15 protein-coding genes are annotated in these 22,596 nt (G+C 30.7%); 8 read left to right on the top strand and 7 right to left on the bottom strand.

The features are described from left to right. Positions 1–46: 46 nt before the first annotated feature. Both ES044_RS11160 and ytxJ read right to left on the bottom strand, forming a co-directional pair. Entirely contained in the window at positions 47–1,594 is a 1,548-nt protein-coding gene (locus ES044_RS11160) for a DEAD/DEAH box helicase (protein WP_147119342.1), read from the bottom strand. A gap of 60 nt (positions 1,595–1,654) precedes the next feature. Continuing rightward, complete coding sequence (ytxJ, locus tag ES044_RS11155; protein WP_147119341.1) at positions 1,655–2,056, bottom strand: bacillithiol system redox-active protein YtxJ; 402 nt, start codon at positions 2,054–2,056, stop codon at positions 1,655–1,657. Between the two features lie 199 nt (positions 2,057–2,255). Here ytxJ and clpB point away from each other — a divergent pair, with 199 nt between their 5' ends. Then, on the top strand, positions 2,256–4,865 hold the full coding sequence (gene clpB, locus ES044_RS11150; protein WP_147119340.1) for an ATP-dependent chaperone ClpB: 2,610 nt from the start codon (positions 2,256–2,258) through the stop codon (positions 4,863–4,865). A 183-nt stretch (positions 4,866–5,048) separates the two neighbouring features. Further along, positions 5,049–5,546, top strand: a complete 498-nt coding sequence (locus ES044_RS11145) for a SixA phosphatase family protein (protein WP_147119339.1) — start codon at positions 5,049–5,051, stop codon at positions 5,544–5,546. A 111-nt stretch (positions 5,547–5,657) separates the two neighbouring features. Here ES044_RS11145 and ES044_RS11140 read toward each other — a convergent pair whose 3' ends face one another. Further along, positions 5,658–6,386, bottom strand: a complete 729-nt coding sequence (locus ES044_RS11140) for a DUF6503 family protein (protein ID WP_147119338.1) — start codon at positions 6,384–6,386, stop codon at positions 5,658–5,660. 102 nt (positions 6,387–6,488) lie between these two features. On the opposite strand from ES044_RS11140, the gene smpB reads away from it, so the two are divergent. From smpB to ES044_RS11120, 4 genes are all read left to right on the top strand, one after another. Next, positions 6,489–6,956 carry an SsrA-binding protein SmpB gene (smpB, locus tag ES044_RS11135; protein WP_018942058.1) on the top strand — a complete coding sequence of 156 codons (468 nt, stop codon included), beginning with the start codon at positions 6,489–6,491 and terminating at the stop codon, positions 6,954–6,956. 11 nt (positions 6,957–6,967) lie between these two features. Beyond that, positions 6,968–7,546 carry a Maf-like protein gene (locus ES044_RS11130; RefSeq protein ID WP_147119337.1) on the top strand — a complete coding sequence of 193 codons (579 nt, stop codon included), beginning with the start codon at positions 6,968–6,970 and terminating at the stop codon, positions 7,544–7,546. A gap of 61 nt (positions 7,547–7,607) precedes the next feature. Continuing rightward, positions 7,608–8,561: a transketolase family protein gene (locus tag ES044_RS11125; protein ID WP_147119336.1), complete on the top strand. Its 954-nt coding sequence runs from the start codon at positions 7,608–7,610 to the stop codon at positions 8,559–8,561. A 48-nt stretch (positions 8,562–8,609) separates the two neighbouring features. Then, a complete protein-coding gene (locus tag ES044_RS11120; protein ID WP_147119335.1) occupies positions 8,610–9,221 on the top strand; it encodes a porin family protein in 612 nt (203 codons plus the stop codon). A gap of 250 nt (positions 9,222–9,471) precedes the next feature. Here ES044_RS11120 and ES044_RS11115 read toward each other — a convergent pair whose 3' ends face one another. Both ES044_RS11115 and bcp read right to left on the bottom strand, forming a co-directional pair. Beyond that, the gene (locus ES044_RS11115; RefSeq protein ID WP_147187167.1) at positions 9,472–15,561 is read right to left on the bottom strand and encodes a T9SS type A sorting domain-containing protein; all 6,090 of its coding nucleotides are present in this window, start codon (positions 15,559–15,561) and stop codon (positions 9,472–9,474) included. Between the two features lie 147 nt (positions 15,562–15,708). Further along, a complete protein-coding gene (gene bcp, locus ES044_RS11110) occupies positions 15,709–16,161 on the bottom strand; it encodes a thioredoxin-dependent thiol peroxidase (protein WP_147119333.1) in 453 nt (150 codons plus the stop codon). 114 nt (positions 16,162–16,275) lie between these two features. On the opposite strand from bcp, the gene ES044_RS11105 reads away from it, so the two are divergent. After that, the gene (locus ES044_RS11105) at positions 16,276–16,932 is read left to right on the top strand and encodes an endonuclease III domain-containing protein (protein ID WP_147119332.1); all 657 of its coding nucleotides are present in this window, start codon (positions 16,276–16,278) and stop codon (positions 16,930–16,932) included. A gap of 415 nt (positions 16,933–17,347) precedes the next feature. On the opposite strand, the gene ES044_RS11100 is transcribed toward ES044_RS11105, so the two are convergent. Then, the gene (locus ES044_RS11100) at positions 17,348–17,971 is read right to left on the bottom strand and encodes an SDR family oxidoreductase (protein ID WP_147119331.1); all 624 of its coding nucleotides are present in this window, start codon (positions 17,969–17,971) and stop codon (positions 17,348–17,350) included. 787 nt (positions 17,972–18,758) lie between these two features. Continuing rightward, positions 18,759–19,346: an RNA polymerase sigma factor gene (locus tag ES044_RS11095; RefSeq protein ID WP_147119330.1), complete on the bottom strand. Its 588-nt coding sequence runs from the start codon at positions 19,344–19,346 to the stop codon at positions 18,759–18,761. A gap of 215 nt (positions 19,347–19,561) precedes the next feature. Here ES044_RS11095 and uvrA point away from each other — a divergent pair, with 215 nt between their 5' ends. After that, on the top strand, positions 19,562–22,354 hold the full coding sequence (gene uvrA / locus ES044_RS11090; protein WP_147119329.1) for an excinuclease ABC subunit UvrA: 2,793 nt from the start codon (positions 19,562–19,564) through the stop codon (positions 22,352–22,354). Positions 22,355–22,596: the final 242 nt, after the last annotated feature.

Genomic DNA, 22,596 nt, shown 5'->3' with positions numbered 1-22,596 from the left:
AAAAAAAAGTGAAAATAAATTTCACTTTTAATTTTTCTTGTAAAGATTACTCTTCCGGCGGGTAACCATGAATTTCTTCAAAGTCTTCGTCAAAATTAGCACGTAAATAGGCATTTAATTTCTTCCTGTAATCATCTTTTAACCACGTAACAAAATTATGAGTGCTTTTAGAAATACATTTTGCGTATCTGTTAATTCGATCATCGATTTCCTCTCCTAGCATTCTGGCCAGAATTAAGGCATCAAATACATCTTCACTATTTTCTATGCACATTTTTGCATGATGTTCTATCGACTTTTCTAAAACTCGTTTAGAAGATTCTCCAGATCTAATTGTATCAATATAAATGAATTTCATATCGAAATAAGTATCCTTTGATTTTTCAAACTCTTTTTTTACATCCGCAGGCAATTCATATCTAAACGTACTTTCTATTTCTTCATCAGATAAAATTGCATTTAGATAATAATCTGGTGCTCTAAACATTTTTTGCCAATCTAAATCTGCGCCCCAAGGCCCAAATCTATGAAAGTTGTTTCCCAAATCAATCACATCAAAGGTACTGTTACTTCCAAAAATACGAGAACCACGACCAATCATCTGATAATATAAGGTCAAAGATTTCGTTGCTCTATTTAGAATAATCGCCTCAATACTTGGTTCATCAAAACCAGTGGTTAAAATACTCACAGAAGTAATAATGGCATTTGGTGTTTTATGAAACCACTTTAAAATAAACTCTCTTTCTTTTCTTGTATTCGTATTATCTAGATGCGCAATAGGATATCCTGCTTTTTTAAAAGCGTGGTATACCTGAATCGATGTGTTAATTCCGTTATTAAAGATTAATGTTTTCTTCCCTTTTGCGGTTTCTTCATAGGCTGCAATAAGTTTAGAAAGCATGTCGGTATTGGTATACAAATCTTCAGAAGATTTCACCGTATAATCTCCGTTTGCACCAACTTCTAAAGACGTTAAACCTACGTTATAAGAGTACATATTACCCTTTGCCAGGTATTCACTATCAATTAAATCTTGAATTGATTCTCCCACAAATAATTCTTGATAATTCTCATACATTGGTAATTTAATGTTAGAACTCAAAGGGGTTGCAGTAACTCCTAAAATAAAAGAATCGTGAAAGAATTTAAATATTTTTGTGAAAGAATTATAATGTGCTTCATCTACAATAACCAATCCGATATCAGAAATATCTAGTTTGTCATCATTCAACCTATTTTTTAAGGTTTCTACCATGGCCACAAAACAATGAAAATCTTCCTGATCTTCTAAATTTGCAGTAGAATTGATTATTTTATTATTGACACCAAACTCTACTAACATTTTAGAAGTCTGCTTACTCAATTCAATTCTGTGCGTAAGCACTAAAACTTTCTTTTTAAATTTTTCTATATATCGCCTGACAATTTCAGAGAAAATAACGGTTTTACCACCCCCCGTTGGTAACTGGTACAACAGATGATAATCTTGTGGTGCGGTATCAAACCTTTCAAAAATCTCTGTAAGAGCATCTTTTTGATATCCGTATAATTCTTTTCCAATACTAGTTTCTGTAGTCTTAGTTTCTGCCAAAATTTATAAAAATTTAAAATACAAAAATAAGACTTAAATAAGGTTTAATGCAAGTTTATCCTATATAAATCTTGATAAATTTACTTCTGTGATTTCAGAATGAGACGCATGGTGCACAGAAACTTCATTTTTAACAACAATTAATTGTGGTGATTGATGCGTAACATCAAACAAAACTCCAATCTCTGCAGAAATATCTCTGTGATTTAATAAATCTAAATAATAGACTTTTAAATTTTGATGTTCTTCTAAAAATAAGCTCTGAAACTGCTTAATAACCACTTTACTAATTCCGCAACGCGTAGAATCTTTAAAAATTAAAACAGCTTCTATTTTAGATTGTTCTTTAATCTCGTTTAACTGATCTAAAGATGTTAAAGGAATCCAATTTAAATATGACTTTTTTTCTTCTTTTGACTTCTCTCCGTCTTTACTTCCAAATATGTTATTTAATATACCCATTTCTTGTTTTATGATTTTAAAAGTGCAAATATACGGAACTTTATTCAGTCAAAAAGTCAGTGTTAATAAGGTTTTTAACGACAATTTGGCTGATTGTAGAAAAATATGAAATTGGTATTATAATTGATTCTAGTGAAATGTAAAAAAGTAACAAATAACGCAAGAACGCTTGCTCTCTTGCAAAAAAAAATAAAAGAAAATGAACTTGAATAATTATACAACAAAGTCTCAAGAAACCATACAATTGGCGCAACAATTGGCGCAAGGCTATGGACACAATCAAATAGAAAACGAACATATTTTTAAGGCTTTATCTCAAGTAGATGAAAATGTATTGCCTTTTTTGTTAAAAAAATTAAACATCAATATTGATACTGTAAATCAAATTGTAGAGAAACAATTAGAGAGTTTACCAAAAGTTTCTGGAGCCGATTTAATGATCTCTAGAGAAGCCAATAAATCTCTAAATGAAGCAGCCATCATCGCCAAAAACATGAAGGATGACTATGTTTCTATTGAACATTTAATTTTAGCCATTTTTAAATCTAAAAGTAATATTGCCCAAGTTTTAAAAGACCAAGGCGTTACCGAAAAACATTTAACGGCGGCAATTGAAGAATTAAGAAAAGGAGAAAGAGTAACTTCTCAAAGTCAAGAAGAAACGTATAATTCTTTAAATAAATTTGCTAAAAATTTAAATGAATTGGCTAAAAACGGCAAACTAGATCCCGTAATTGGTAGAGATGAAGAAATTAGACGCTTGCTTCAAATTTTATCGAGAAGAACAAAAAATAATCCAATTTTAGTTGGTGAACCCGGAACAGGAAAAACTGCCATTGCAGAAGGTTTGGCCCACAGAATTGTAGATGGCGATGTGCCAGAAAATTTAAAAGATAAATTAATTTTTTCTTTAGATATGGGCGCCTTAATTGCTGGTGCAAAATATAAAGGTGAGTTTGAAGAGCGTTTAAAAGCAGTCATTAAAGAGGTAACATCGTCTGAAGGAGATATTGTTTTATTTATTGATGAAATTCATACACTTGTGGGGGCTGGCGGCGGAAGTGGCGCTATGGATGCTGCAAATATATTAAAACCTGCTTTAGCTCGTGGCGAATTGCGTGCTATCGGCGCAACAACTCTAGATGAATATCAGAAATATTTTGAAAAAGACAAAGCGTTAGAACGTCGTTTTCAAAAGGTTTTAGTCAATGAGCCTGATACGGAAAGTGCCATCTCTATTTTAAGAGGAATTAAAGATAAATATGAAACACACCACAAAGTTCGTATTAAAGACGAGGCAATTATTGGTGCTGTAGAATTGTCTCAACGTTATATTACCAATCGTTTTTTACCTGATAAAGCAATTGATTTAATGGATGAAGCAATGGCAAAACTGCGTATGGAAATCAATTCTAAACCAGAAGAATTGGATGTTTTAGACAGAAAAGTAATGCAATTAGAAATTGAAATTGAAGCTATTAAACGCGAAAAAGACGAAACCAAATTAAAATCTTTACGTTCTGATTTGGCAAATCTAAAAGAAGAACGCAATGAAATGAATGCCAAGTGGAAATCTGAAAAAGAGGTTGTCGATAACATTCAGAATGCAAAAGCAGCAATTGAAGATTTTAAAGTGGAAGCTGAAAAAGCAGAGCGTGAAGGAGATTATGGTAAGGTTGCTGAAATACGTTACGGAAAAATTAAAGAAGCGCAAGGAGAATTAGAGAAGTTTCAAAAAGTGTTAGCAGAAAATCAATCAGAGAAATCTTTAATCAAAGAAGAAGTAACCTATGATGATATTGCAGAAGTAGTTGCAAAATGGACGGGCGTTCCGGTAACTAAAATGATTCAGTCTGAACGCGAAAAATTACTAAAACTCGAAGATCAGTTGCATAAAAGAGTTGTTGGACAAGAAGAAGCTATTGTAGCTGTTTCAGATGCAGTAAGAAGATCTAGAGCTGGTTTGCAAAACCCCAACAAACCCATTGGTAGTTTCTTGTTTTTAGGAACTACAGGAGTTGGAAAAACAGAATTAGCAAAAGCATTAGCAGAGTATTTATTTGATGATGAAAATGCCATGACGCGTATTGATATGAGCGAATATCAAGAACGCCATTCTGTAAGCCGTTTATTAGGTGCGCCTCCGGGATATGTTGGTTATGATGAAGGCGGACAGCTGACAGAGGCAGTAAGAAGAAGGCCGTATTCTGTGGTTTTATTAGATGAAATTGAAAAAGCACATCCAGATACTTTTAATGTTTTATTACAAGTTTTAGATGAAGGTAGATTAACCGATAATAAAGGACGTGTTGCAGATTTTAAAAACACCATCATTATTATGACCTCTAATATGGGTAGTCATATTATACAAGAAAAATTTGCAGATTTAAAATCAGATATAGATGCCGCAACAGAATTGGCAAAAATTGAAGTGATGGGCCTATTAAAAAAATCTGTAAGACCAGAGTTTTTAAACCGAATTGATGATATCATTATGTTTACACCTTTAAAAAAGAAAGATATTTTTAAGATCGTAAAGTTACAAATAGACCATTTAAAGAAAATGATTGGCAAGCAAGAAATTACTTTAGATGCAACTGACGAAGCAATTACTTATTTAGCTACAAAAGGGTATCAACCAGAATTTGGAGCAAGACCTGTAAAAAGAGTCATTCAGAAAGAAGTGTTAAATCAACTTTCTAAAGAAATTTTATCAGGAAAAGTAACAACCGATAGCATTATTCTTTTAGATGCTTTTGATGACAGACTAGTTTTTAGAAATCAGTCAGATTTAACAGAAAATAGTTAAAAAGCTGTTTTTGTGAGAAGGAACAACGAAGCAATCTGTATGTAAAAATTAACAGATTGCTTCGTTCCTTGAAATGACACTTTCATATAGTTTGGTTAGTTGATTAGTTCGTTGAGAAAAAGTGGTGTTTAAAAAACATCGCTTTTTCTTTTTTAAGTACATTTGGCTTTCAAATCAATTATTATGAAAAAATATTTTTTTCTTCTTGTTTTTACCGTTAGCCTAATAAGCGCTTGCTCTTCGGATGAAACAACTACGTATTATTTAATTCGTCATGCAGAAAAAGACAGAACAGATAAAGCAAATAAAAATCCGAATTTAAGCGAAAAAGGATTAAAAAGAGCACAAAGATGGGCAACCTATTTTGCTGATATTAATTTAGATGCGGTGTATGCTACAAAATACAACAGAACTATGCAGACTGCAAAACCAACATCCGAAAGTAAAAAATTAGAAATTAAAACGTATCATACAAGTAAAATGTACGATTCTATATTTCAAAAAGAAACCAAAGGAAAAACAGTTTTAATAGTGGGTCATAGCAATACCACGCCTTTTTTTACAAATAATATTTTGGCCGAAAAAAAGTATAAAGACATGGATGATAATGACAATGCCAGTTTATATATTGTAATGATTACTGCGGATAAAAAAACTAGCAGCATTGTAAAAGTAGATTAATACAAATTAGTAGTCAGCTACTTTTTAAAGATGAATCACGATAAAACTTAAAAGAATTATTGCGAGGCATTTTTTAACATACATTTTGGTTGCTGCCAAATTAAAACACCATCAGTCTAAAATTTTAACCTGAATATCTTCTAAAATAATTTCAGATATTTTTTTGAGTTGCTTATTCTCAAAAGCACTATCTAAATTTGATAGTTTTATTTTAGCGTCTAATGGTTTAAAGTTCTGATAATCTACAAAACGAATTCCGTTTCTACTACACTGTTCTTTTAAGACTCTAAAACGTTTGCCGCCACCATTTATATGATAGGAATAGGCTAAATAATCAACTAAAAAGTTCTCTTTTCCAATCCAATAGATAAAAACATCTTCAAAATCCTCTCCACCTCCATTTTCAGAAAAAGTAATCTCTACTTTATAATATTCTTTTTCTTTTATGGTTGATGAAGGAAGTAATTTTTTACGAACGGCTTTATCATTCAAACCAAAAGGTAAGACAGAAAAATAATGTACAGAGTTTATGGAATTTCGATATTTAAAGGCCATCGAATCTGCAACGTTTATCGTTTGCCCAAGTATCAACCTTTTAAAACCAGTATTATCTAAAATATCTTGAATAGAATCAAAAGATCTCATTAGCTGAAATTTTCCGTTTTCTCGAAGAGCGGCATATTCTCGATTTCTAAATTTAAAGCTAACTTCAGAGTTTTTAATTTTATCGGCACCAGACAAAACAATTGTTTTATCAATAATTTGCTGGGCTGTTAAGGTAGTTTCTTGTGGTTTACAAGAAAAAATAAGGAAAAGTAATACACTATAAAAGTAACGCATTTTATTTTTCGATTTTGGTCTTTAAATTGGCTGCTAAATTACATTTCTTAATCGTAATCAATAATGTATCTTTGTTAAAATTATTAAACAAAAAATCAGTCCATGACTGTTCAGAAAAAGATAAATATAAAGAACAAAAAAGCCCGTTTTGAATTTGAAATTCTAGACAAGTTTGTTGCTGGCATTCAATTAACAGGAACAGAGATTAAATCGATACGATTAAGTCAGGCTAGAATTACAGAAAGTTTTTGCGAATTTAATGATGGCGGAGAATTGTTTATTGTGAATATGTACATTCAAGAATACATGTTTGGACATCATTTTAATCATAAACCTAAAAGCGAACGCAGATTATTATTGAACAAACGTGAATTGCGCGGTTTAAAAAAAGATGTGGAAGCAAAAGGAAATACAATTGTACCGTTGCGCCTATTTATAAACGATAGAGGGTTTGCAAAATTAGAAATTGCGCTCGCCAAAGGGAAACAAACACATGATAAACGTGAAGTTTTAAAAGACAGAGACAACAAACGTGATTTAGCGAGAGTTAAAAAGACTTTTAACAACTAATTTCATACTTTATGTTAAAAGAGAAATTAAAAGAATACAATGTAATTTTAGCCTCTAAATCTCCCAGAAGACAGCAGTTTTTTAAAGATTTAGAAATCGATTTTACCATTCAATTAAAAGAAGTCGAAGAAATTTATCCACAAGAATTAAAAGGCACTCAAATTACTGATTTTTTAGCAGATTTAAAATCGAAAGCTTTTACAGATGTATCAGAAAAAGATATTTTAATTACTTCAGATACCATTGTTTGGTTAGAAAACAAAGCGCTAGGAAAGCCAAAAGATGCCCAAGAAGCCTTTAAAATGTTAAGAAGTTTATCGAATAAAACACATGAAGTAATTACCTCTATTTGCATCAAAAATAAAGACTTTCATAAAATTATAAATGATGTTACTACAGTTTCATTTAAAGAGATCTCTAATGATGAAATAAATTATTATATCAAAAATTACAAACCTTTTGACAAAGCTGGCGGTTACGGAATTCAAGAATGGATTGGTTTTATTGCCATAACGAGTATAGAAGGCAGCTATTTTAATGTAGTTGGGCTGCCTGTTCATAAACTCTATAAAGAATTGATGGATTTATAAAGGCAGACTTTAAAATAAAAGTTTATTTTTACCCAAAATTTTTACAACACAATATTTTATCATGAAAAAATACACATACACAGAAAAGAAAGATACACGCTCTGGTTTTGGAGATGGCTTAACAGAATTAGGCAGAACAAACCCAAATGTAGTTGCTTTATGTGCAGATTTAATAGGTTCTTTAAAAATGGATCAGTTTATTAAAGAAAATCCTGAAAGATTTTTCCAGATTGGTATTGCAGAAGCAAACATGATTGGTATTGCTGCTGGTTTAACTATTGGAGGCAAAATACCGTTTACAGGTACCTTTGCTAACTTTTCTACAGGTAGAGTTTATGACCAAATTCGTCAATCTATAGCGTATTCTGGTAAAAATGTAAAAATTTGTGCTTCTCATGCAGGGGTTACTTTAGGTGAAGATGGCGCAACACATCAAATTTTAGAAGATATCGGTTTGATGAAAATGTTACCAGGAATGACAGTTATCAATCCTTGTGATTACAATCAAACAAAGGCAGCAACCATTGCGATTGCAGATTTTGACGGTCCTGTTTATTTACGTTTTGGTCGTCCAAAAGTACCTGTATTTATGCCAGCTGATGAAAAATTTGAAATCGGAAAAGGAATTCAATTGACAGAAGGAACGGATGTAACAATTGTTGCAACAGGCCATTTAGTTTGGGAATCTTTGCAAGCTGCAGAACAATTAGAAGCAGAAGGTATTTCTGTAGAAGTGATTAATATTCATACTATTAAACCTTTAGATGAAGAGATTATCTTAAAATCGGTTGCTAAAACAGGTTGTATTGTAACTGCTGAAGAGCACAATAAATTTGGTGGTTTAGGAGAAAGTGTTTCAAGAACATTGGCTTTAAATACACCTACTCCGCAAGAATTTGTTGCAACGAATGATACTTTTGGTGAATCTGGAACGCCAGAGCAATTAATGGCAAAATATGGTTTAGATGCAGCTGCCGTTGTAAAAGCAGTTAAAAAAGTACTTGCTAGAAAATAGTAAATTTTCACTATTTTTATAGTCATTGTTTATTTAAAAATTTAAAATATGAAAAGAATAATTTTAGTAATTTGTTTGGCTTTTGGATGTAGCCAAATATCAAGTGCACAATTGGATTTTGGTGTAAAAGGAGGAATTAATTACAATTCAAATTCTATAGAAGAAACTGGGCAAGATGTATTTGGTGGCGCTACAAGTAAAACAGGTTTTCATGCAGGCATTTGGTTACGCGCTAAAATACCTCTTTTAGGTTTGTATATACGACCAGAGTTGGTTTACACTAATTTAGAAAATGAGATAGTTTACAACAGACCAGGAGAAGTCGTCGGTGAGGTAACAACACACACATTTCAAAAAATTGACATTCCTGTTTTATTAGGAAAAAAGATTTTTGGAATTGGTAATGTTTTTATTGGTCCTTCTTTTCAATATATTTTGGCTTCTGACTTTCAAATTGATGATATTTCTAGTGTGGACTCTAATGGTTTTACAATGGGACTTCAGTTTGGTGGCGGTATTGAATTTGGTAAGTTGGGAATAGATGTTCGGTGGGAAAGAGCTTTTTCTGGAGTCGAATCTTCTTTTGGTGGCAGTCTAGGTGATGTAAATTACGATACAAGAATAAACCAAATTATTATAGGGTTGTCTATAAGTCTGTAAAGTAAAAATTTATAATTACAAAAAAGAGAGAAAAACAAAACGTTTTTCTCTCTTTTTTTTTGTGACTTATCTGTGTGTTCGAAGCAGTTATTAATCAACTATCAACAAAGATATTAATTAATTTATTTAGTGTTTTAGACACCACTTAATTAATATTAAACAACTTATTAATAAATACTTATGTTTACTTAAAACAAATTAAAAATTAATTAAAACTCGTTTTTGATGCACATACTATTTATACTTCTTACTATTTTTTAACTAATTTATGATTGATAGATCCTTTATCAGTGATTACGCTAACAAAGTACATTCCGCTCGACAAATTACTGATATCAATTAAATCAATTTTACTTTTTAGAACTAAACTACCAATTGCATTAAATATTTCTATGTTTTTTAAGACTAGATTATTTGCCAATGAAACCTGAATCGTTGTTTTAGCAGGATTTGGAAAAATTGAAATATTCTCTTTCAAAAAATCTTGAATGTTTAAAGCCGCTTCTGCACAATATGTATTATAACTCGCTGTAGCATCTTTTTTCCAATTTACATTGGCAATTGCATTATCCACATTATCTACCTGAATACAGGTTAAATTTGGGTTACCAGTGGCATCAACTTTTAAAAGAGTACTATTTGAATTATTATTCAAGTTTAAATAAGTAAGCCTATTATTTGAAATCATTAACTCAGTGATGCTAGTAACTTTAGAAATATCAATTGCTTCAATTAAATTATTAGTCACATTTAATTTTTTAATTCCGGTAGCATTATCTCTTGTAATACTTCTTTTTTCGCCCGTTCTTTTTGATGAAACAACGACAGTAGCACTATTTAACAAACTACTAATATCTGTAATACTATTGCCAGAAATGTTAATACTTGCTGCATTTGTAAAAGCTTCTAAACCTGTAACAGAAGTTATATTTTGACCGCTTAAATCTAAATAGCCTGTAAATGCTTGCGCTTCTTCATAGGTTATCATTCCGTCACCATCACCATCTACACCTGAAGCACTATTTAACGCAGTATTTAAATTTGTATCTGTTGTATAAACCTCCCATTCTGCGCTACAATCTGTGTTGTAATTTGCACCCGAGTCTTTATCCGTCCAATTTGTATTTGAATAGGCAACATCATCTACTGCAATACATTTTAAATCTGGATTGTTTAGAATTGAAAATGAAGTAATAGCGTCATTATTACTATTGCTTAAAAAGGCTCTTTCAATTTTATTATCATTTAAAAACAACGTATTTAATTTTTTATTCTGGTTAATATCAATATTAACGATTTGGTTATTATTTAAATATAATTGATTTAATTCAGTATTTATAGAAAGATCAATTCCTGTTAAATTATTGTTTTCTGCATGAAGCACTATTAAATTTGGATTTTGAGTAATATCTAACTTTGTTAGCAAATTGCCATTACACCACAAATAGTTCTCTAATTTGATGTTTTTGCTCACATCTAAAGTTGATATCGTATTGGTTGAAAAACTTAACCCTTTTAATTGGATATTTTTACTGACATCAATAGAATTGATTTGATTTCTGTCAAAAACTAATTGTTCTAGGTTTACCAATGCTGTAACCTCTAAATTAGTTAACTCATTATCGTTAATATATAAAACTTTAAGGGCAATATTACTGCTTACATCTACCGATGTTAAAAGGTTTGAACTACAGCTAAAAGTCTCTAAATTAACAAATCCTTCAATACCTGTAATATCAGATATGTTTTTAGAACTTACATCTAATAAAGTAACTTTGTTAGCATCTGCTTGTAAAATAGTGCCGTTTAATCCGTTGGTATCCCAACCTAAATCGATTAAAGCCTGTTCAAAATTTGTATCTGGAATTGCAATTGCGTTGTTTAGACTGTCACAATCCAGACTAAAACTTAATTCAACATCTACATTGGTAAAGTTTGTTGTTGCAAAATCGACATCATCAACAGTGACGCAGGTTAAATTAGGATTGTTTGTAATAGTGAGGTTTGTTATATTGGTATTGTTTCCGTTTCTAATGTTTAAAGACGCTAAGTTGTTATTATCACCGATATCGATTAAAGTTAATTTAGAGTTTTGTGATACATCTAAACTAGTAATATTGGTTTGATATACATAAATTTCTATCAATTCTGGTGTATTTAAAACATCAATTTCGGAAATAGGGTTTACACCAATTGCTAAAACTTCTAACAAATTATTTTGAGAAAGATCGATATTAGAAAGATTGTTTCTATTTACATTTAATAAATTTAATTCAAGATTGTTACTTACATCCACTGTTGATAAATTTCTAGTACCCGCTAAAATTAATTGTTTTAAAGCCAAATTAGTAGCAACATTTATGCTAGAGAGTCTGTTTGTTTCTGCCTCCCCACTTAAATCTTCAGGATTACCACCTAACCATAAATATTCTAATACTATATTATTAGCGACATCAATTTCGGTTAGCTGATTATCATAAGCTCGAATACTAGTTAACTTTGTATTTTGTGAAACATCTAGACTAGAAATTTGATTGCCATCAATTAAAACGCTAGAAATATTTGTATTCTTTGATATGTCTAAATTCGTTAAATTATTATTTGAAACCCAAAGATTTAATAGGTTTGTGTTTTGCGAAAGATCTAAACTTGACATTTTTTGAAAAGGAATCTTTAACTCTTCTAAATTTGGCAAACCAGACAAATCTAAAGAAGAGACTTTATTATATGCAAGCTGCACATAAGTTAAGTTTGGCGAGTTGCCAAAATAAACATTTTCTAAATTAGACAAAGTGGTTAAAGTAACATTTGTTAACTTCGTATTATGACTAACATCTATGGCTGTTATTCTTGCACTACCTCCAAATATTGAAAAAACTTCTAAATTATAATTTAAAGAAACATCGATACGTTCTAAATCATTTCCGTTTAAATATAAGTTTTTAAGATTTGCATTTTGGGTTACATTAATAGTTGTTAAACTATTATTATTTGCCGATAAATAATACAAATTAGGCATTAAATCAATACCGGCTAAAGAAGAAATATTCTTTGTGTCGATATTTAAACTATCGATGGCTTGCGCATCTGCTTGTAAAATAGTGCCGTTTAATCCATTCGTATCCCAGCCTAAATCGATTAAAGCCTGTTCGAAATTTGTATCTGGAATTGCAATTGCGTTGTTTAGACTTTCACAATCTAAACTAAAACTTAATTCAGCATCTACATTGGTAAAGTTTGTTGTTGCAAAATCGACATCATCAACAGTTGCGCAGGTTAAATTAGGATTGTTCGATAAATTTATTTCGGTAATGTTTACATTATTTCCGTTTTTTAGATTTACGAACGTTAAATTACTATTATTTTGTGCGTAAAGTCTTGTAATTTTATTACTAGATAAATCGAGTGCCGTGATTCCTGTGTTGTAAATTCCTACATTAAAAAGTTCTGGTTGATTTGTTAAATCTACGGATGTTAAATTTAAATTATCTGCCAACCAAATTTGCTCTAAATTTATATTATTAGATAAATCTACAGAGCTAATATCGGTTTCTTCTGCCGTCATTACAGTCATTGCTACTTGATTAGAAACATCAATGGTAGCGATAGGATTTATTCCAACAGCTAAATTATCAATCTTTGCATTATTGCTTACATCTATAGTACTTAACTTATTATTTTCTACCCAAGCAATTCTTAATTCGGGGTTCTTCGTTAAGTCGATATTGGTTATTTGATTATTATACACTCTTAAATCTTCTAATAAAACATTGCTTGTAATGTCTAATGAATTTAGTTGTGAAGTATGCAATGTAAGATGCGTTAATTTACTATTCTGACTTAAATCAATACTAGAAATAGGATTGCCATAAGCATACAATCGCACTAACTCTGGCAAAACACTTACATTTAAAGTAGTAATTTCATTGTTCCATGCATACAAACGTTCTATTTTGGTATTGTTAGAAACATCTAAAATAGTAATTGCATTATCCGAAACATACAACCAAATTAATTCAGTATTGTTAGAAACATCAATCGCTGATAATTGATTGCCATGAACAAATAAATCTTTTAAATTGATTAGCATTGAAATATCTACAGTAGTAAATTGATTTCTCATAACTCCAAATCGTTCTAGAGCTAAATTGTTAGAAACATCAATTGTTGTTAATTGATTGTCGTTTACAAAAAGTGACGTTAAATTGGTGTTTACAGAAACATCTATTGCGGTTAATTGATTTTCGCCTAAACTTACATTCGTTAGATTTGGGTTTGAAGATAAATCTACCGTTGCAATTTCATTCTCTCTAACATCTAAATACACCAAGTTTGGCATAAAAGCAATTCCTGAAATATCAGTGATTTTAGCTGAAACGTTTGGCGTAAATTCATTTGTTAAAGGATTCTCTATCTTTAAACTATCGATGGCTTGCGCATCCGCTAGTAAAAGAGTTCCGTTTAATCCATTCGTATCCCAACCTAAATCGATTAATGCTTGTTCGAAGTTGGTGTCTGGAATGTTCACGTTAGTTGAACTGCAATCTGCGTTGTAAGAAGCTATAGTTTCTTTTTTCCAGCTTCCTTCCGCAAGATTCGTTTCGGCTGTATTTACATTATCTACCTGAATACATTGTAAGTCTGGATTATTTGTTACTTCAAATTCAGTTAAAGTTCCATTAGCTCCATTTTTTATATTTAATGTCAATAAATTATTTCCATTTACATGAACGGTTTGCAAATTTGGATTGTTTGAGAAATCAATGTTTCTCAAATTACCTGTTATATTAGAGCCATAGTAGGTTCTTAATTCAGTATTATTTGAGGTATCTAGACTGTTTAAAGGATTATTTTCTGTTGTTAAAGATTCTAACACAGATAAACTCAAGAGATCTATATCTTGAATGTTATTATTATATACTAAAAGTTTTTTTAATTTTATGTTTTTTGTGACATCTAAAGAATTTATAAAATTTCCTCCTAACTGAAGATCAGTTAATTCTAAATTATTTGTAACATCAATTGAAGAAATACCAATATTATTTGCTCCAAGTTCTAGTAACCCTGACATATTGGTAACATCTATACTTGTTATATTTTCACTCTCATTCAACCACAATTTGGTGATTTTTGGGTTGTTACTAAAGTCTATGGTAGATAAATTATTTAAAGTTGCATAAACTAATTCTAAATCTGGTGATTTTGTAAAATCTACAGAGGTTACGCCTAAATTATCTATTCCTATCCCTTTTAATTTTGTGTACAGAGAGGTATCGAAAGCGCCTAAATTTAGTGGGTTGTTTCCTATAAAAAGATATTCTAAATTTATATTATTAGCGAGGTCTACAAAGGTTAAACTGTTATTTTGAATCTCAAAATATGATAATTGAGTATTATTTGTAACATCAACGGAAGTAATTTGATTATTATTTAAATTTAATGATGTTAAGTCGGGCAGGTTTGTTACGTCAATTTCGGTTAGTTCGTTATCAAAAGCCTGAAGAGCAATTAACTTTGTATTTTGTGAAACATCTAAACTAGAAATTTGATTACCGTTTGCATATAAGTATTCTAAATTTGGATGGTTAGAAACTTCTAGTTGGCTTAAATTATTGCTTAAAACCAGCAATTGCTCTAATTTTAAATTATTTGATAAATCAATACTCGCTATATTATTTTCACCTACTTGTAATCTCAATAAACTGACAAGATTGGTCACATCCAAACTATTTAAAACATTGGTGTTTGCATATACAGTTTCCAACTTATTATTGTTCGATAAATTGATATTGGCTATTTCATTTCTTCCAAAATTTATAAAGTTCAATTCAAGTAAATTAGAAACATCTAATGTTGTTAATTGATTATCTGAAATTTGAAGTGCTGTTATTTTCGTGTTACTAGACAAGTCTACAGACGTCAAATTATTATTTCTAACATTTAATTCTATAATATTTAATAACAGACTAATATCTAAAGTGGCTAGTTCATTGCCGTATAAAGACAAGTTTGTTAATGCTGTATTCTGTAATACATCCAAAGAATTAATAGTATTATTTCCTGCATCTAAAGAAACTAAATTGCTCATTCCTTCAATGCCTGTTAAATCTGTTATTTTTGCAGATACATTAGGTAGCAATGAATTATTTATTGGATTTGCAATCTTTAAACTATCGATGGCTTGCGCATCCGCTAGTAAAATAGTTCCGTTTAAACCATTCGAATCCCAACCTAAATCGATTAAGGCTTGTTCGAAGTTGGTGTCTGGAATTGCAACTGTTTGGGCTAAAAAATTTAAGCCCCAAAAAAAGCTTACTAAAAAAATTAGTTTTGTCTTCATAATAATTTGTTTTAAAATTTTTAATATGTTCAAAGATTAAAAAACAGAAGAAGCCAAACAATACCTAGTGCTAGGTATATTTTATCACAAAAAAAAGAGAGTTGATTTTCATCAGCTCTCTTTACTATTATCAATTTACAGAAAATACTAGCCCAAAATTTGGGCAGCATGTGCTTTTGTTTTTACCTTTAAAATAATGTCTTCAATTATTCCTTTATCATCAATAACAAACGTAGTTCTATGAATTCCGTCATATTCTTTACCCATAAATTTCTTTGGTCCCCAAACGTTAAAAGCTTCAATAACAGCTTTGTTTTCATCGGCTAAAAGCGGGAAGGGTAACTCGTATTTGTTGATGAAGTTTTGTTGTCTTTTTGCAGAATCTGCACTCACACCTAAAACATCATATCCTTTTGCTAAAAAAGATTGATAATTATCTCTTAAATCACATGCTTCATTCGTACAGCCGGGTGTACTTGCTTTTGGATAAAAAAATAAAACTAATTTTTTACCAGCATAATCTGCTAATTTAATGGTGTTGCCCTCTTGATCTTGTGCTTCAAATTGTGGAGCGTTATCTCCTATTTTTAATGATGTCATCTTTTTGTTTTAAACAAAGATACAAAGTGAACCTATGTTTTTTGTTTTAGAAATTAATTTTATTTCTATTTTAACATCGTAACTTGCCGACTTTGAAACTTGGTAACTGAAAAAATGAACAAACAAGAAAAAGTACAATTCGTAATTGATACATTAGAAGAATTATATCCAGAAATACCAATACCTTTAGAACACAAAGATCCTTACACCCTTTTAATTGCGGTCTTATTATCTGCACAATGTACAGACGTTCGGGTAAATAAAATTACGCCTTTATTGTTCGCTAAAGCGGATAATCCTTTTGATATGGTAAAAATGTCTGTAGAAGAAATTAAGGCAATTATTCGTCCTTGTGGTTTATCGCCCATGAAAAGCAAAGGGATTTATGGGTTATCAAAAATTATTATCGAAAAATATAATGGCGAAGTGCCGCAATCTTTTGAAGGTTTAGAAGAGTTACCAGCCGTTGGTCATAAAACCGCAAGTGTTGTGATGAGTCAGGCTTTTGGAGTTCCTGCTTTTCCTGTAGATACGCATATTCATAGACTCATGTGGCGTTGGAATTTAACCAACGGAAAAAACGTAACGCAAACAGAAAAAGATGCAAAACGTCTGTTTCCAAAAGAATTATGGAACGATTTGCATTTACAAATTATTTGGTATGGTCGTGATTATTCGCCTGCTCGTGGTTGGAATTTAGACAATGATATTATCACTAAAACAATTGGTAGGAAACCAGTTTTAGATTCATATTACAAAAAATTAAAGTAGATTTTAATTTTATCTGTTGATTTGGCTTTTTTATAGAAATTCGCCGATAAAAATTATGATGATTCACAGAGAGAGAGACTCAAATGTGTATCACAAATTTTGACACAAATTTCACGGATTTTTACATATGATTGCTTAAAAAATTTAAATGAAAAAATTCCCAATGAAAAAAGAGATTCACATAATTTTTTTAAAACGCCGTCTTTGCGAAGGAGTTAGAACTGAAACAATATGTTTTCAATACTGCCTTAACTAATTTAATTAGCCCATAAAAAAAACCAGAAATTTGTTTACTTCAAATTCAAAATAATATCAAAAAAAATCTTTTAAAACTTTCTCCGAAGTTTTAAAAGATTTTTTTTTCTAATGTCATATTGAATAAAATCAAAATAGAAAATTAAAAAGAAGTTTTTTTCTAGTTAGGAATCGCTTGCCCTATTAAAGTTTCTCCTTTAATAATTTCAAAAGTTTCGTTTATAGTCGCAGAATCATGCAAAACCCTCACTAAAGTTTGTGCAACATCGTCTCTACTAATTTCTCCTGACTTGTTTAATTCTTTAGTCAATTCAATTTTTCCTTGTCCTAATTCATCTGTTAAAGCGCCTGGTCTTACTATTGAAAAAGTAAGATTACTTTCTCTTAAATACGCATCGGCATTTTGTTTTGCTTGAAAATACGCTTGTAAATTTTCAGATTCCTCTGGATTGTCGACGCCCATAGAACTCAACATTATAAATTTCTTAATCTTTTCTTTTTTAGCTGCGTCAATTAATTTCTTTGCTCCCTCTTCATCTACTGCGATTACATTTTTTCCTCCAGAACCCGCTGCAAAAATTATTTTATCAATATTTTTTACTGTGTGAGAAACATCTTCTTCCAAATCTGCTAAAACAGTTTTTATAGCTCTCTTTTCAAATTGTTCTTTTTGATTTTCTTTTCTAACCATAGCAATTGGATTAAAATATTGTGACGATTCTAGAAGAGTTACTATTTTTTTTCCGGTGGTGCCATTTGCACCTGCTACTAATATATTTTCCATAATTGCAAGTTGCGAAAAAAGAGCATTTTGTTTTAGTTCATTTAAATTTTATAATAACGCATTTGATTAGGATAAAAATATCTTAAAGCGATTTTTAAATAAAAGTCATGTGGATTTTTATTAGTGAAACTCAATTTTAAAAATTTACAGAACTATGAATTCAAAATTGTAAGTTGAACTTGGCTATCCGTTAGGCAGGCTTGTTTTAGTATCTAGTGTGATCTTGGGTTTGATACTTCGATAGTTCTGCGTCTGAGGTGTCCATTAGACAGAGGTTTGAAGGATTTTTAGGGATACTTGCTAAAAAATAGTAATTGGTAAATAGTTGCGCTAGGGATTGAAACGACATCCTTTTTTGAGGAACGAAAAAAAGATATAGTGTAAAGCCTGCTTGCCGGTAGGTAGGCCAAACCTTTTTAGAGAACGCCCAAAATAGTATTTAAAAGAGTTTTATAACAAACAGCCGTACACTGCAGTTTTAATAGTAGCTTTCTTCTTTGCAGTTTATAGCAATCGTACACGAAATAAGAAAGTTAACAGGAGCTCCATAAAAAAAGCCTCAACATTCGTTGAAGCTTTTTCGTTCTTAATTCAAATTCAGTTCAATGAAATCTTTTGATTCAGTTTTCACAATAGTTAGCGATTTAGAAAAATTAATCAAAAATTGAACTGTTTCTTTCTTGGGTTGCATCTGAATGTCAGATGACTTTCTTGAGTAAAGTTGCATCATATATACTGTTTAATTTGTTGGTTATAAAGTAGTAACGACGCAATTTTTACAATATTGTTAATTCACCAAAATAATTTTATGTTTATCTATTAATTTCCGCATATTTATCAAAGCATATCGCATTCTACCCAAAGCAGTATTAATACTTACACCGGTATTTTCGCTAATTTCTTTAAAACTCATGTCTTTATACATCCGCATAATTAAAACTTCTTTCTGTTCTTGGGGCAACTCATTTACGAGGTCTCTTACATCAGAAAAAATCTGTTCTTGAATTATCTGTTTTTCAGCGTTTAAATTTCCATCACCTAAAACAGAAAAGATATCAAACGTATCCGTATTCTTAAAAGAGGGCATTCTGTTCGCTTTTCTAAAATGATCGATCACTAAATTATGCGCAATTCTCATCACCCAAGGTAAAAACTTACCTTCCTCGTTATAATTTCCTTTTTTTAATGTTTTGATTACTTTTATAAAAGTATCTTGAAAAATATCTTCTGTAATATCTCTATCTTTAACTTTGCTATAAATAAAGCTAAATAATCTTTGTTGATGTCTTTTTATTAAAATCCCAAGAGACGCTTCTTTTCCTTGGATATAATCGCTGACTAAAGTACTGTCTGTAATTAATTTTTTTTCTATCATAACCACTACTCGAAGAACAAGATGTTCCTCTAATTTATTGTTTTATTAATAATTTTAAAAGTAGTTTTTTACTATGTGCGTCTAATTTAGAGATTTATAAGTACTCAAAGATATAATTTATTTTGAAATAAGCAAATTTTTTAACAAATTCAATACCAATCTTTTTTTCAGGTCGATAAAAATAGTGGTATTTTTATACTTTATAATTTAGATGAATGAAGCCTGATATTTCCACAATAAGTCCTAAAGAAAACATCATTATTAAAGGAGCAAAACTCCACAATTTAAAAAATATTGATGTTGTAATTCCCAGAAATAAATTAGTTGTAATTACAGGACTTTCGGGTTCTGGAAAATCTTCTTTAGCCTTTGATACGCTATATGCAGAAGGTCAGAGGCGTTATGTAGAAAGTTTATCGTCTTACGCGCGCCAATTTTTAGGGAAATTACACAAACCGAAAGTAGATTATATAAAAGGAATTGCACCTGCAATTGCTATTGAGCAAAAAGTAAATTCTACAAACCCGAGATCTACTGTTGGTACATCTACAGAAATTTACGATTATATAAAGTTACTATATGCCAGAATCGGTAAGACAATCTCTCCTATTTCTGGTCAAGAAGTAAAAAAAGACACCACTTCTGATGTTGTAAACTTTGTAAAAAAGTTTGATGAAAAAACCAAGCTTTTATTATTGGCACCTGTTACAATTGATGAAGACCGAGATTTAAAAACTGTTTTGCAAGTTTTAGAGCAACAAGGCTATGCCCGCTTAAAATGGAACGATACCGTATACAGAATTGCAGATTTTCCGCAAGAGAAGTTTAAAAACGAAACTTTATTTTTAGTGGTTGACCGAGTCGTTACGAAAAACGATGAAGATTTTTTAAATAGATTGGCAGATGCTGTTCAAACTGCCTTTTATGAAGGAAAAGGAATTTGTTTTATCGAAAATTTGGCAGACAATAAAGTAAGTGAATTTAGCAATAAATTCGATTTAGACGGCATGGCTTTTTTAGAGCCAAACACCCATTTATTTAGTTTTAACAATCCTTATGGAGCTTGCCCAACTTGTGAAGGTTATGGCAATGTAGTGGGTATTGATAAAGATTTAGTAATTCCGAATACAGGTTTGTCTATTTTTGAAGATGCTATTTTCCCTTTTAAAACACCTTCGTATCTTCATTATAAAGAGCATTTAATCGATGTTGCGTATCAGTTTGATATTCCGGTTCACAAACCTTGGTTTGAATTATCAGAAGAACAGAAAGAATTAGTGTGGAATGGCAATACCTCTTTTAACGGAATTGATCATTTTTTTACTGTTTTAGAAGAAAAAAGCTATAAAATTCAGAATAGAGTCATGCTTTCTCGCTATCGCGGAAAAACAAAATGTACAACGTGTCACGGAAAAAGATTACGCGAAGAAACAAATTATGTAAAAATTGGCGGAAAAACAATTTCTGATTTAGTAACGCTTCCTTTAGATGAATTAACAGTCTTTTTTAAAGAATTGAAATTAGATAAATACGATGTAGAAATAGCAAAACGTTTGTTGACAGAAATTAACAATCGTTTAAAATTTTTAACCGATGTGGGCTTGAATTATTTAACCATCAATAGAACATCAAATACACTTTCTGGCGGCGAAAGTCAGCGTATTAATTTAGCAACTTCTTTAGGAAGTTCTTTAGTAGGTTCTATGTATATTTTAGATGAACCAAGTATTGGTTTACACCCAAAAGATACAGAGCGTTTAATTGGTGTTTTAAAAGATTTACGTGATTTAGGCAACACAGTTGTTGTGGTAGAACATGATGAAGACATCATGAAAGAGGCAGATTATATTATAGATATTGGCCCAGAAGCAGGAACTTTTGGGGGGCATGTTGTAGCCGAAGGAAATTTTGAAGAAATATTAAAATCTGATTCTTTAACCGCTAAATATTTAAATGAAGAATTAAAAATTGAAGTGCCTACAAAACGGAGAACATCAAAAAATAGCATTCAAATAATTGGCGCTAGAGAACATAATTTACAAAATATAGATGTTACGTTTCCGTTGAATTGTTTGTCTGTAATTACGGGTGTTTCTGGTTCAGGGAAAAGTACGTTGGTAAAAAGTATTCTTTACCCAACCATGCAAAAAAAATTGGTTGGTTATGGTGATAAAATTGGTCAACATACCGCTATAAAAGGAGATTATGATAACTTAAAACATGTTGAGTTTATAGATCAAAACCCTATTGGTAGATCTTCACGTTCTAATCCTGTAACCTATATAAAGGCGTATGATGATATTAGAGCGCTGTTTTCTAATCAGAAATTATCAACCATCAGGAACTATAAACCCAAACATTTTTCTTTTAACGTAGAAGGTGGTCGTTGTGAAGTTTGCAAAGGCGAAGGTGAAGTTACTATAGAAATGCAATTTATGGCAGATGTGCATTTAGAGTGCGATGTCTGTAATGGAAAACGTTTCAAAAAAGAAGTTTTAGAAGTAAAGTTTGAAGGAAAATCTATTGATGATATTTTAAATTTAACCATTGATGATGCGGTTGCTTTTTTCTCTGAAAATCTCGTAAAAAAAATAGCTAGCAAGTTAAAACCTTTGCAAGATGTAGGTTTGGGCTATGTGCAATTGGGGCAATCCTCCTCTACCCTTTCTGGCGGTGAAGCACAAAGAATAAAATTGGCGTCGTTTTTAGTAAAAGGAAATACAAAGGAAAAAGCTTTATTTATTTTTGATGAACCCACAACGGGTTTACACTTTCATGATATTAAAAAACTGTTAGCCTCCTTTAATGCCTTAATTAACAAAGGACACTCTATTGTTGTCATTGAACATAATATAGAATTGATAAAATGTGCTGATTATATTATTGATTTAGGTTTAGAAGGCGGTAAAAATGGTGGAAGTCTTATTTTTCAGGGAACTCCTGAAGAATTAGCTAGAAATAAAAAATCGTATACGGCAAAATATTTAGCTGAAAAATTAACCTTTTAGAATATTTTTACGATTAAAATTTAAAATAAGATAAAATATTTGTAACTATTCAGCCTAGATTTCAAAAAAGAGCTAGTTATTAACAATTCTATCCTTGCTTTTAGGAAAAAGAACTTTCTTGTTAACATTTGTTAGTTACTAGGTAACAATTACATGTTTGATTTTTAGTGCTTTTAAATTGTGTTTGTTTCCTTTGTATCAAAGCATTATAAATTGAACTCCGACAAAAAACGTATTGCAGA

This window comes from Polaribacter sp. IC066, assembly GCF_007997085.1.
In the GTDB taxonomy this organism is placed as follows: Bacteria; Bacteroidota; Bacteroidia; order Flavobacteriales; family Flavobacteriaceae; genus Polaribacter.
This window is presented reverse-complemented; position numbering and strand designations above follow the sequence as displayed.